Raw genomic sequence first — 12,064 nt, forward strand, 5'->3', positions numbered from 1 at the left:
ATTGAGCGTCGTCCCCGTAGCGCACTTCCTGGTTGATTTCAGTGCCGCACCGCTGGTCGAAGCGGTGCCCGAGGAACCGCTTGCCGCGGTAACGCCCGAAGCGGACTGGGAAGAGCGCGTCGCGGACGCCTACGCGCGTGGCATCGAGGAAGGCAAGCGATTGGCCGAAGCTGACGCCATCGCGGAACTCCAGATACAGAAAGCTGCCTGGGAAAAGAGCGCAGCCGAAGCGCGCGAAGCATGGTGCGCGGATACCGGTGCCGGCATTTCCGCGCAGATCGCCGCTGCATTTGGTGCGTTGGAAGATCAAATCGCGACGGCCGCAGAGCGCGTTCTTATGCCGTTGGTTTCGCAGTCGGCCCGCACCCAGGCCGTGCAGCAGCTGCGTAACATCATTGTCGATCTCGCTGCCACCAATCCGGGCATCGGCCTTCAGATATCAGGTCCCGAAGATCTCCTCGCAATCGTACGCGACACCTTACCTGCGTCGATCTTAGAGCCGGTCTATACGGTCACCGACAAGACCGACATTCAGATCAAAGCCGGTGCGTCCTTGCTCGAAACCCGCATCGCATCGTGGCTCCAAGCGAGCGAGGGACAGTCCGCATGACGACAGGGCAGAACGACAGCGGCGGGGATACGCAACACCACGAGCTGGTCATCATCCGTCGCCGCGGCAACGGTGACGACGCACCGCATCACGGCGGCGTTTGGAAGATCGCCCACGCCGACTTCATGACGGCACTCATGGCGTTCTTCATGGTCATGTGGCTGATCAACGCCACCGACGACAAGACCATTACTGGCGTCGCAAACTACTTCAACCCGGTGCGTCTCAACGATTCCACCGCGCGGCCGAAGGGCATTTTCGCCGTCGAGCCCGGTAGCGAGAACGGCGACGGCGACAAGGTTGCTCCGGATTCGTCCTCGAAGCACAAAGGCAGCAAGTCGGAGAAGAAATCCGAGAACGGCGCTGGCAACGATGCCAAACTGTTCAGCGAGCCCTATGCAGCGCTCGACAAGCTCGCCGCCGAAGCTGGGAAAGAAGCGGCTAAAGGCGGCACCGGTATTGCGCCTCGTCACGCCGGCGAGGCGTTCCGCGATCCCTTCGATCCAGACTCTCGCTTCGAAGCTGCTCAGCCGGGTCAGACGTCGCCTGGCGCAGCGCACGATGGGGCCGCCGGGGCAGGCGGCGCAGCATCGCAGCCGCAAGGCCTCGAGGCGCAGATCGCCCAGCGAGTTGATATGAAGGATGCTCCGGAGGATCTGCGGCATCCCCTAGAGCAGGCGATCGAGCAGGCGGGCCTGTCGCCGATCCCTGGCATCGACGTTCGCCGCACCGACGAGGGCGTCTTGATTTCCATCACCGACCAGCCCGACTTCGAGATGTTCGGCATCGCGTCGGCCGAGCCGCAGCCCGAACTGGTCGTACTGCTGGAAAAGATCGGCAAGACCCTCGTCGACCGTCCCGAGCAAATCGTCATTCGCGGTCACACCGACGGCCGACCCTTCCGACCCGGCGGTTACGACAACTGGCGGCTTTCCACCGCCAGAGCGCAAATGGCGTACTACATGCTGATGCGATCCGGCATCCCCGAAGGGCGCGTCATGCGCATCGAAGGACACGCCGATCACCAGCTCAAGGATAGCGACAATCCGCTTGCTGCCGAGAACCGTCGCATCGAGATCCTCCTCACAAAGGACAAATCTTGATGCGCGCTGCGCTCTGCTCAGTTCTGCTGATTGCCGGTGTGCTGCCGCTCGCCCCGGCGGCGGCCGCACAAGAGCCCGGGCAGCAGCCCTATGAGCTTGTCCGCGAGTTGCAGAAATATCAGGACGACGCAGCCCTCAAAGGCACGCGCGCGCGCAAGGAGCAGAGCGAGCGCATCGCCAGGGTCGCCACGCAGTTGACCCAGTTCGGGCCTCAGGCATGGAGCGACCCGCGCAACGTTCGCGCCGCGGTAATTTATGTGCTGAGCGGGGGTGACCCGCGCATTCTGCGCAACCTGACAGCGTCGGGCAAAGAACTCGGCATCGACGAGCGGCTGGTCAAAGGCGCGCTGGCATACAGCGAGCGCCGCGACGCCGAAGCCGCCGAGCAATTCGAAACCATCGATGTTGAAGCCCTCGACCGCACCGTTGGCGGACACGTTGCCCTCGTCCGCGCCCTGCTGATCATAAAGGACGACCAGGCCAAGGCCGCGAACCTGCTCGACAGGGCGCGGGTCATTTCTCCGGGAACGATCGTTGAGGAATCGGCTCTGCGCCGTGAGACGATCCTCGTCGCCAAGATGGGCCAGCTCGACAGGTTCGATGCACTGTCCGCGCAATACCTTCGCCGCTTCGGCTCGTCTATCTTCGTTGGGACGTTCGCGCGCCAGTTCGCGCAGGAGATCGTCGCCCATAAGTATGCGGACGACGAGAAGCGGCTGGCAAAGCTCGACGCTGCACTGCGGGAGCTACCCGATGTCCCGCGCATCGAGGCCTCTCTCGCCATTGCCGAGGAAGCGATTGCGATCGCAAATGTGGAGCTGGTGCGCTTTGCCGGTCGCATCGCCGCTATCGACCCCAAGCAGTACCCCCAAGAGGCCACGCGGATGCGTCTGTTCGAGGCCGCCGCCCTCATCGTGACTGACAATTTCGATGAGGCTTCGCGCGCTCTCTGGAGCATCGACAGGTCCAAGCTGAGTGCCCACGAGGAGGCGCTCCTCGACGCCGCGCTCGATGTGGCGAAAGACATCTCTCGGGCCCCATCGCTCTCACAAGCGGCAGCCGCGACGGAAACCGCCGATAAACCGGCAGAAGCCGGCTACACGCCACCGGTCGTCAGCAGTGCGCAGCAGGCCATCGCTCGTGTCGACCAGCTCTTGAATGAGGGTGCCCAATGACGACGCCAGGAAGCGTTGCCGCCCAAATCCCGACCAGAGCTGCACCAGTTGGTGCACGCGATTCCGGTTCGAAGGGCGATGCGCCCGCTGACGAGGGCGACAGCGGATTCGGCGACGTCCTCAACAAGCTCGAGCAGGACGACGGCCGCGCCACTAAGGATGTGGCACCGCGCCAGACATCGAGATCTGATCAGCGCATTGACGCGCAGGCGGAAGACGAAACCCAGCAGTCCGCGGGCACAGCCGATGCGCCCGAAACGGACTTCGCCGCCGATCTCTTTGCCGAAATTGATCTCACCCTCGGCAGCGATGATACGCCCGATGACGTCGCAGTGCCTGCCCGCCAAGCGGTGGCCGCAGACGTGCTTGGCCTCAGTGCTATCGCCGCAGCGGCACTCAATGCCCAGCAGACGCCAGTTGCTACCGCGGCCGGAGCCCAGCAGCCGCAGCCGAGCTTGCCACAGCACACTGCAGTGCCGATCGTCGCTGACGTTGCCCAAGACCTCGCCAACGCCGCCGCCTCGGCCAATGATGCCGCTGCAGCATCCGGCCGTCCCGATGTCGACGGGGCTCTGCCCGGCGCACAGCAGCCGTCACCGGCTGATGCTATGGTGGAAAGTGCTGATGCAGAGCTCCCGCCCGCGCAGCTGGCAGCCAGCGCAGCAGCGGTGGTGCCACAGCGCAGCGAACCGCCGGGCCAGACGAAGCGCACCACCACAAGCGTTTTGCGTCAGGAAGCGCACTTCGCGCCGGTTACGTCGCCGGTGGCCGGGCCGCAACCTCACACTACAAATGAGGACGGCAAGTTGCCGGGTCAGGGAGCAGAGCTGCTGCCCGCCGATCAATCTGCGGCGACGCCCGTGGATGGCATCCTCACCTCCGCCGACGATCTGTCTTCCGCTATGACGCGACCGGCGCAGCAGATCGCCGATCAGATCGTCAATGATGCTGGCATCGGCCCAGAGTTCATCGAGCGCCTTGCCTCCCCGACCGATCAGACCGGCAGCAAGCCCGCGCTTAAGGTCCTCCACATTCAGTTGCAGCCGATCGACCTCGGTACAGTGACCGTCCGCATGGAATTGAAGGACCAGGAACTCACCGTGCATGTCGAGGCCGATCGCAGCGACACCGCCGATATGATCCGCGCCGATCAGGATACGCTCGCCAAGCTTCTGCGCGGCGCGGGCTACAACATCGACACCGCTTCAGTGCGCATCGCCGATGCGGGCAGCTCCGGGCAGCAGGTTTCCCAGACCGGCGCCGGAACCAGCCTGCAATCGCAAGCGCAGTCGCAGTCCGGCCCGTCGGCGCACCAGCGCCAGGGACAGGGAGACGGGCAGCGCGGCTCGGCCAACGGTGACACTAACCCCCAGATCAGCCGGAACGACAGCTATGAGACGACCAATACTCGCTCTGGTGGCGGCGTTTATATCTAGCGCGCCCGCGATGGCGCTCGATAGCGGCGAAAACGTGTGCGAGCGCGAGCTCGTGCGTGCCGCTGCCATCCACAACGTCCCGCTCGGCATGCTCTATGCGATCGGCCTCTCAGAGTCCGGCCACGGCGGCACCTTGCAGCCTTATGCTTTGAACATCGATGGCCGCGCCGCCTATGAGCCCAGCAAGCCGGCGGCGCTCAGCACGTTCCGGCAGGCCAGCCGCGGCGGCGCCAAGCACATCGACATCGGCTGCATGCAGATCAACCACCGCTACCACTCGGAGAACTTCGGTTCGCTCGAGGAAATGTTCGACCCGGCCAAGAACGTCGCTTACGCAGCGCGCTTTCTTAGCGAGCTGAAGGAACGCGAGGGTACGTGGACGAAGGCGATCGCCCGCTACCACGCCGGGCCAAACAATCTGCCGGCCCAAAAGTCCTATGTCTGCCGTGTCATTGGCAATATGGTCGAGGCGGGCTTTGGTGAGTGGACGACGGACGCACGCAGCTACTGCGGGCGTTAGTGACTGATCATTGCGGCGGTGGGGAAATGCCGCGAGGGGGACGGACGATGGCTGCAAACACGGGGCTGCTCGGTCCTTACCGGCTGAGCTACGACGGGATCAATCACGCCGTCGCGCGGCGTACTGCGGGAGTTTTCGCGCTCGGCAGCACCGATCCCGGTGGCAACTTCCGCGTCAAGCACGTCGGCCGTTCCGACAGCGATGTGCGCAGCCGCCTATGCGAATGCATCGGCTCAGATGCGCTGTTCAAAGTGGGCTTTTTCGCTTCGGCGCGCGCTGCATTCGAAAAGGAATGCGAGTTGTTTCACGACTTCGCCCCGCCCAGCAATCGCATCCATCCAAGCCGGCCTAAGGGAACGACGTGGGAGTGCCCGCGCTGCAAGATCTACCACCACACCAAGCCTTGAGCGCCGTGGACGATCGCCGCCGCTGCTACTAGCGGCCGAGCAGCTTCAGCATATCGTCGAGCGCTGCCTGGTAGCCGTGATGCCAGTAGGCTTCCTCGCGCGATCCAGAATCCAGATGGCGCTGCTCCAGATTGGTTTGCACGGCCTGGCTTAGCAACCATTCGCGGATGCTGTCGCGGCGTTCTTCGATCACCGCCAGATTTCTATCGGCCGACATTGATTGACCAACCCCACTGAAGCACTGCGCGCTCTTCGGCGCGTTGGATCGATCTTAGTTCAGAGGTCTTCGCGTCCCCTCAAAGCAATAGTTCGAATTGTTGCTTTTCGTATGTCCGAAGTTTTTGCCGCACCTCATCACTGACACATCCTGCGCTTCATCGCGCGATCGATCAGCATGTTGGCGACCATCATGCGGCGCGTCGCAATTTCGCGCTCGTGCGCCAGCACGCGGTCGGGATGATTGGCCATCGCGAACCGGCGCCGCAGACGCGCAAGCTCGGGCGATGTCATCTTGTCGGTGATGCGCAGCTCTGCCGAAATCGATTGCGGATCGGTTGCCATCGGCCGCCGCGGTGTTGGCTTGCGCGTGCTTTGCTGTTCGAGGTAGGCCTGCACCATCACTGAGAGGTTGGAAACGCGCAGCTCGCGGACCGCATCGGTGAGCACGTCGAGCAGCGACGGACCAACAGGCCGCGGTCGTGCTGTTTCGCGCCACTGATCGCCATCGAGACCGGCAGCTCGCGCGGCCTCTTCGAGTACCTGCGCAAAGCCGGGCCGCGCCTTCGCATGATTCAGAAAAACTCGCATTCCTCGCCTCCCGCGTTGGCCTGCCGCGGCTGGCTCGGTTGCTTCAAGCGCTCTGACAGCGCAGCGAGCAGCACCGCATCGCATGCCGAGCGCGTATCCAGCGTCCAGGCGTCCGGAGCGGTCGTTGCGATGTTGGCGAGAAACTTGGAAAGCCCGGCGAGGTTCTGCGTCACATGATCGATGCCCTGCAGGACATCGAAGCACTGGGCATCGCGCAGCGATTGCCGCACGCCCGGCAGCTCCACAATCGTGTGCAGGCGCTCAACATCGGCGGCAAGCTGATGCAACTCTTCGCCGACGACCTCCAGCAACGCTGGAAGCGGCGTATGCGCAATGTCTGGCGCAGCAGGCTTACTCATGTACGCTTCCGGTCGCAGAGCGCCCGGCCCCTCAGAACAGTTCGAGATCTCCATCCGGCAACGGCTTCGGCACCGCCGCGGGTTTGGCTATGATACCCGCCTCACCGATAAAGATTTGCCGTGCACGGCCGGAAACCGGCCAATATTCCAGCCGCCGCCCCGAACTTCCGCCAAGGCTGCTGCTCACGATGGCGATTCCTTCGTTGCGCAGGAAGCCCTCGGCGAAGGTCGCGTTCATGCCGCCGACGTCCGAGTTCTTGAAGATCGTCCGCGCCCCGCCAAAAAGCTTGGCCTCGAGCCGCGCCCGGTTAGCGCCCATCGACATCAATCCGTTGACGAGCAGTTCCATCAGATGCACGCCGTAGCGCTCGGCATCGCGCGTCTTCAGCCGCTCACCATCCCCCGGCAGCAGAAAGTGGTTCATGCCGCCGATGCGCGCCACGGGATCGCGAAGACATGCGGACACGCATGAGCCCAGCACCGTCGTCAGGACGAGATCGGGATCGTCCGAGACGTGGTACTGGCCTTCCATCACGTGGCGTCTGGTAAGCGTTTGCGTCATCAATTGAGCTTGCCGACGACGGCTTCGAGCGCTGTCTTCAGCGCCGGAACCGTGAATGGCTTCGTCAGGTAGTTATTGATCCCGAACTGGATCGCCTTCTGCACCAGCTCCTTGTCGCCCTTGCCCGTTAGCATGATGAAGGGCAGCTTCTGCGTCGGCGTGTGCTGACGAATTGCGCGCAGCAGGCCGAGACCGTCGAGCTTGGGCATGTTGAAGTCCGAGATGACGAGGTGCGTCTGTTGCGTCATCACATGCTTCAGTCCCTGCTCGCCGTCCGATGCGAACGAGATGTTCTTGATCCCGATTTCCTGCAGTCCATCGCGCACCAGCATGCGGCTGGTCGTCGTATCATCAACGATGAGGATCTTTAGTTGGTCTGCGAGTGCCATTAGTTGTTCTCCCTCCCTTGACGACCGCGGAGATTGGTCATGACGAGAACCGCGTTTGCGATCCGATCAAGGGGAAGCTGTCGCTCCACCGCTCCGACTTCGAAAGCTGCTCTTGGCATGCCGTAGATGAGGCTGGACGCCTCGTCCTGACCAATTGTGCGTGCGCCGGCTTCGCGCATTTCCTTGAGACCTTGCGCGCCGTCGCGCCCCATTCCGGTGAGGATGACGCCGATCGCGTTCGATCCGGCATGTCGCGCAACCGAATGGAACAATACGTCCACGGAAGGCGAATGCCCGTTGACAGCCGGAGCGGCGCGCAGCCGGCAGCGCAAGGCGCCACCGTTCTTCTCGACCTCGAGATGCTTCGGCCCGCCCGGCGCGATGTAGACGTGCCCGTTCTCGATCACCATGCCGTCGACTGCTTCCGAAACTTTCGGCGCGTTGAGGCGATCGAGCCGCGCCGCGAGGCTTGCCGTGAAATCCGGCGGCATGTGCTGCACGATCAGCGTCGGCGGGCAGTTCGCTGGAAACTGCGAGATCAGTGCCGACAACGCTTCGACGCCGCCGGTCGACGATCCGACGGCGACGATCCGCCCGTCGGGATCATAGGCATTGACGAGCGGGCGGCGCTGCTCGCGCGGGCCGGGCTCAGTGGCTGTCGCCATCGCACGCGAGCGGACACGAGCGCCAGCCGCCGCCTTTACGATCCGCGGTAGTTCGGCGAAAGGCAGGGTATCGCCCGGCCCCGGCTTTGCAATGCACTCCACCGCGCCGATCTGCATGGCTTCGATCGCCGTCTCCGTGCCTTCGCCCGTGAGGTTCGACACCATCACCACCGGCGTCGGCCGCAGCCGCACGATCTTCTCCAGGAATTCGAGGCCGTTCATGCCCGGCATTTCGACGTCGAGCGTGATGACGTCCGGGTTATGCGTCTTGATGGCATCGCGCGCAGTCAGCGGATTGCTCGCCGTGCCGACGACTTCGATCTCCGGGTCGCGCCGCAGCGCGAGCGAGATGAGCCCGCGCATGGTGGCGGAATCATCGACAACCAGGACACGTACAGTTGTCATGCCGAAGTGCCCTCCCGCCGATAGGTTGTGATGGCCTCGTTGACGAAGAGCGGCGCAGCCTCGCCGAACACGCGCTCCGAGTGGCCGATATAGAGCCGCCCGCCAGGCACCAGCAGCGGTGCGAAGCGGCACCAGATGTCGACCTGCGTCGCTTCTTTGAAATAGATGAGCGCGTTGCGGCAGAAGATGGCGTGGAACGGCCCGCGCATTGGCCACGGACCAATCAGGTTCAGCTTGCGAAACGCAACGAGCTTGCGCATCTCCTCACCGACACGCCAGCTCTTGCCGTCACGACCATCGACGGACTTGAACCAGCGCTTGCGCGCATCGATGGGAATAGAGACGGTGGCGGCATCGCTGTAGATGCCCGCCTCGCCCCGCTGCAAGACATTTGGGTCGATGTCGCTCGCCAGCACTCTGACATTCAGCGAAGCTGCATCCGGAATGACCGACAGGATCGCCAGCGCTATTGAATAGGGCTCCTCACCGCTCGAGCACGCAGCCGACCAGATGCGCACGGGAGCGCCGGAACGGGCCACTGAAACGAGCGGCGGCAGCACGTGCGTCTTCAGGTGCTCGAAATGATGCGGCTCGCGGAAGAAACGGGTGACGTTGGTCGTCAGCGCCGCCACCATCTCCTGGCGCTCCGCCGCGCCTTCGTCTCGCATCAACAGCGAGCAATAGCTTTGGAAGCTCTCTAGATGCAGCGCGCGCAACCGCTTCGCCAGTCGCGAATAGACGAGGCTGGCCTTCGACTCGGCAAGGTCGATACCCGCGTCATTGTAGGCGATATCCGCGATCTGGCGGAAATCGTCCTTGGTGAGCGGAAACTCTCCCTCGATGAGCCGCTGACCGCGTCGGCCGGCAGTGCTCGCAGCGGCGGATGTCATTGCACCTCGGTCCCTTCGCGTTCCGGCAGCACGCTATCGACGGAAAGGATGCTGAGCATTCGCCCTTCCATCGCCAGCAAGCCACACACGAAGTGCTTGGCCATGTCCGATGCAACGTCCGGCGGAGGCAGAATCTCGCTGGCAGTGACGGTAAGGATATCGGACACGGCATCGACCAGCAGTCCGACAACCTGGCTGCCGACCTGCACGACGATGATGACGTGACGTCCCATCGCCTCAGCCGGCGGAAAGCCGAGCCGCACCGCAAGATCCATGATCGGCAGCACGGCGCCGCGCAAGTTGATGACCCCGCGCACATACGACTGCGAGTGCGGCAGGACCGTCGCCGGCGTCCAGCCGCGGATCTCCCGCACCGCCATGACGTCGATGCAGAACTCCTGCTTACCGACAGCGAATGCAATCAGCTCCCGGGCGGAGCTGGAACGGGATTGAAGAAGGGCTGCGCTGCTTTCGCTCATTGGATTCATCCTGCCAGTGCAAGAACAGATTCGGGGTTGCCGCCGTTACGCGAACCAGCGACGACGGCATCTACATCGACGATCAGGGCCACACGGCCATCGCCAAGAATTGTCGCGGCGGCGATGCCGGGCACGCGCCCATAGTTGGCTTCGAGACTCTTGATCACGACCTGGCGCTGGCCCTGGATGCCGTCCACCAGCAGTGCGCTCTGAGCACCGCCGTCAGATTCAACCAGCAGCGCAACACCAGCGCCTGGATCGGTGCTGTGGTTGCGATAACCGAGCTCCCGGCCGACATCGACCAAAGGAATGAAATTGTTGCGCAACGCGATGACGCGCGCCTCACCGCCAAACCCATGGATATCGCCGGGCTTAGGCTTCAGCGTTTCGATGATCGAAGTGAGCGGCACCACCAGAGTCTGGTCGGCAACCGTGACGACCATGCCGTACAGCACGGCGAGCGTCAGCGGCAGGCTGAGCGTGAAGGTCGATCCGTGGCCCGGGCGCGACGTGATCGACACGCGTCCGCCAAGGGCCTGGATCGACCGCTTCACAACGTCCATGCCAACGCCGCGGCCGGAGATGTCCGAGATGGTCGATGCCGTCGAGAAGCCCGGCAGGAAGATGAGGTTGTCGACCTCGTCGTCCGTAAGCTGCGCATTGGCCGGAATAAGGCCCTTCTCCTCGGCGATCGCGCGTACGCGCGGCCGGTTGATTCCTGCTCCATCGTCGGCAATGTCGATGACGATGCGTCCCGAGCGGTGCGATGCCGAAAGCTTCACGAGGCCTTCCTCGCGCTTGCCCGCGGCGATGCGGTCCTCGGGCTTCTCCAATCCGTGATCGATGGCATTGCGGATCATGTGCGTGAGCGGATCGGCGAGCCGCTCGATGACCGTCTTGTCGACTTCTGTTCCCTCGCCCTCGGTGACGAGCCGCACCTTCTTGTGCGTGGCGGCCGCCACCTCGCGCACGAGGCGCGGCATACGCTGGAACACAGATTTCACCGGCTGCGCACGGATGGCCATCACGCCTTCCTGGATGTCGCGCGTCAGTTGCTCGAATTCGTCGAGGCCGGTCGCGAATTCGGCCGAGCGCGCAAGTCCTGCCTCGCCCAGCCGCTGCGACAGCATCGCCTGGTTTATCACCAGCTCGCCGACGAGGTTCATCAGCCGGTCAACGCGATCGAGATCGACGCGGATCGTCTGCTGTGCAGCCTCTCCGCTTGCTGACTTGTCGCCCTTCTCCGCCTTGTCTGGTTTGCTCTCGCTCTTGGCGCTGTCGGGCTTCGCAGCGAAATCGGGGACAGCAACGGGGAATTCGGGGGCAGTAACCGAAACGTCGGCGATGACCGCTTCCGCGATGGCAGGCTCGTCGGCAGCGGCGGCGACATCGACCGGCGCTTCGCGAATGCTGCGCAGCAGCGCTTCGAAGTCGGCATCCTCAACCGGCGGCGCGGCGCCGTTGTTCGCCGTAATCGTTAGATCGCAATCACCGTCGACGAATTCGAACACGGCGCGCACATCGTCTTCCGACTGCGTCGTCTTCAGTTCGATCATCCAGGCGAGATACGATCCTTCAGGATCAATCTCGCTGAGAGCAGGCACTGAGCTCGTGTCGCAAGAGACCGTCATCTCGCCGAGACGGCCAAGCTCGCGCAGCAGCACCGCCGGCTCGTTCGCACTGGCGTAAAGGCTGGCGTGCGGCTTGAAGGTTACCGTGTATTCGAAGACCGTCGGCTCCGGCTCAGTCGGCAGCTCCGCCGCTATGTCGTCGAAGGTTGGAAAGGCGACGGCCACGGGCGTGAACCCGAGGTCTTCGACGCTGTCCTCTTCGGCCAAATCGCCGGTAGCCACCGGCGTGCCACTCAGCGATGCCAGTTCCTCCGTTCCAGTGCGGATGCGCTCCGCGTCGACCGATCCGCCATCGCGGGCCACGCGCACCAGGTCCGCGAGAACGTCGGCCGATCGCAGCAGCACCTCGACGACGGCACCGGCCGGATCAAGACGCCCTTTGCGCACTTCATCGAGCACCGTCTCGAACACGTGTGCAAAGCGCACGAGCTCATCGAGAGCGAACGCGCCAGCGCCGCCCTTGATCGAATGCACCGCGCGGAATACCGCGTTGACGATCTCCGGATCCTCTCCGCCGCCTTCGATTTCCAGCAGGCCGGACTCCAGTTCAGCGAGCTGCTCCTCGCACTCCTGGAAGAAGATCTGTCTCAGCGAGTCCATCTCGTTCCCCGCCATTATCCCCTCTC

At 63.6% G+C, this 12,064-nt stretch carries 15 protein-coding genes; 6 read left to right on the forward strand and 9 right to left on the reverse strand.

The features are described 5' to 3' along the window. The first annotated feature begins 1 nt into the window (after nucleotide 1). Genes NDB2M4_RS05275 through NDB2M4_RS05300 form a run of 6 tightly spaced genes read left to right on the forward strand, consistent with a single transcriptional unit; the run spans nucleotide 2 to nucleotide 5,251 of the window. Entirely contained in the window at nucleotides 2–610 is a 609-nt protein-coding gene (locus NDB2M4_RS05275; protein ID WP_072371013.1) for a hypothetical protein, read from the forward strand. Continuing rightward, nucleotides 607–1,713, forward strand: a complete 1,107-nt coding sequence (locus tag NDB2M4_RS05280) for a flagellar motor protein MotB (RefSeq protein WP_072371016.1) — start codon at nucleotides 607–609, stop codon at nucleotides 1,711–1,713. Before NDB2M4_RS05275 ends, NDB2M4_RS05280 begins: the two co-directional genes overlap by 4 nt. Continuing rightward, complete coding sequence (locus tag NDB2M4_RS05285; protein ID WP_072371020.1) at nucleotides 1,713–2,888, forward strand: hypothetical protein; 1,176 nt, start codon at nucleotides 1,713–1,715, stop codon at nucleotides 2,886–2,888. Before NDB2M4_RS05280 ends, NDB2M4_RS05285 begins: the two co-directional genes overlap by 1 nt. Then, a complete protein-coding gene (locus NDB2M4_RS05290) occupies nucleotides 2,885–4,324 on the forward strand; it encodes a flagellar hook-length control protein FliK (protein ID WP_072371022.1) in 1,440 nt (479 codons plus the stop codon). The genes NDB2M4_RS05285 and NDB2M4_RS05290 overlap by 4 nt, the downstream gene beginning before the upstream one ends. Next, nucleotides 4,281–4,844 (forward strand): transglycosylase SLT domain-containing protein, encoded by a 564-nt coding sequence (locus tag NDB2M4_RS05295; protein WP_072371025.1) that lies wholly within the window; start codon nucleotides 4,281–4,283, stop codon nucleotides 4,842–4,844. Before NDB2M4_RS05290 ends, NDB2M4_RS05295 begins: the two co-directional genes overlap by 44 nt. 47 nt (nucleotides 4,845–4,891) lie before the next feature. Then, complete coding sequence (locus NDB2M4_RS05300) at nucleotides 4,892–5,251, forward strand: hypothetical protein (protein ID WP_072371027.1); 360 nt, start codon at nucleotides 4,892–4,894, stop codon at nucleotides 5,249–5,251. A 28-nt stretch (nucleotides 5,252–5,279) separates the two neighbouring features. Here the strand turns inward: NDB2M4_RS05300 and NDB2M4_RS05305 are convergent, their stop codons facing one another. The 9 genes from NDB2M4_RS05305 to NDB2M4_RS05345 form a co-directional block, all read right to left on the reverse strand. Beyond that, entirely contained in the window at nucleotides 5,280–5,468 is a 189-nt protein-coding gene (locus tag NDB2M4_RS05305) for a hypothetical protein (RefSeq protein WP_072371030.1), read from the reverse strand. Nucleotides 5,469–5,605: 137 nt separating this feature from the next. Beyond that, entirely contained in the window at nucleotides 5,606–6,058 is a 453-nt protein-coding gene (locus NDB2M4_RS05310; RefSeq protein WP_072371033.1) for a hypothetical protein, read from the reverse strand. After that, a complete protein-coding gene (locus NDB2M4_RS05315; protein ID WP_072371036.1) occupies nucleotides 6,043–6,417 on the reverse strand; it encodes a hypothetical protein in 375 nt (124 codons plus the stop codon). The genes NDB2M4_RS05310 and NDB2M4_RS05315 overlap by 16 nt, the downstream gene beginning before the upstream one ends. Nucleotides 6,418–6,448: 31 nt before the next feature. Further along, nucleotides 6,449–6,979, reverse strand: coding sequence for a chemotaxis protein CheD (locus NDB2M4_RS05320; protein WP_072371039.1), 531 nt, complete (start codon nucleotides 6,977–6,979; stop codon nucleotides 6,449–6,451). Beyond that, on the reverse strand, nucleotides 6,979–7,368 hold the full coding sequence (locus tag NDB2M4_RS05325) for a response regulator (protein WP_072371042.1): 390 nt from the start codon (nucleotides 7,366–7,368) through the stop codon (nucleotides 6,979–6,981). Before NDB2M4_RS05325 ends, NDB2M4_RS05320 begins: the two co-directional genes overlap by 1 nt. Continuing rightward, nucleotides 7,368–8,438 (reverse strand): protein-glutamate methylesterase/protein-glutamine glutaminase, encoded by a 1,071-nt coding sequence (locus NDB2M4_RS05330; RefSeq protein ID WP_072371044.1) that lies wholly within the window; start codon nucleotides 8,436–8,438, stop codon nucleotides 7,368–7,370. Before NDB2M4_RS05330 ends, NDB2M4_RS05325 begins: the two co-directional genes overlap by 1 nt. After that, nucleotides 8,435–9,328 (reverse strand): CheR family methyltransferase, encoded by an 894-nt coding sequence (locus NDB2M4_RS05335; protein ID WP_072371046.1) that lies wholly within the window; start codon nucleotides 9,326–9,328, stop codon nucleotides 8,435–8,437. The genes NDB2M4_RS05330 and NDB2M4_RS05335 overlap by 4 nt, the downstream gene beginning before the upstream one ends. After that, nucleotides 9,325–9,807, reverse strand: coding sequence for a chemotaxis protein CheW (locus tag NDB2M4_RS05340; protein WP_072371049.1), 483 nt, complete (start codon nucleotides 9,805–9,807; stop codon nucleotides 9,325–9,327). Before NDB2M4_RS05340 ends, NDB2M4_RS05335 begins: the two co-directional genes overlap by 4 nt. Nucleotides 9,808–9,812: 5 nt before the next feature. After that, nucleotides 9,813–12,038 carry a chemotaxis protein CheA gene (locus tag NDB2M4_RS05345; RefSeq protein ID WP_083555925.1) on the reverse strand — a complete coding sequence of 742 codons (2,226 nt, stop codon included), beginning with the start codon at nucleotides 12,036–12,038 and terminating at the stop codon, nucleotides 9,813–9,815. Between the last annotated feature and the right edge of the window lie 26 nt (nucleotides 12,039–12,064).

Origin of the sequence: Hyphomicrobium sp. NDB2Meth4 (assembly GCF_900117445.1) — a bacterium.
GTDB lineage: Bacteria > Pseudomonadota > Alphaproteobacteria > Rhizobiales > Hyphomicrobiaceae > Hyphomicrobium_A.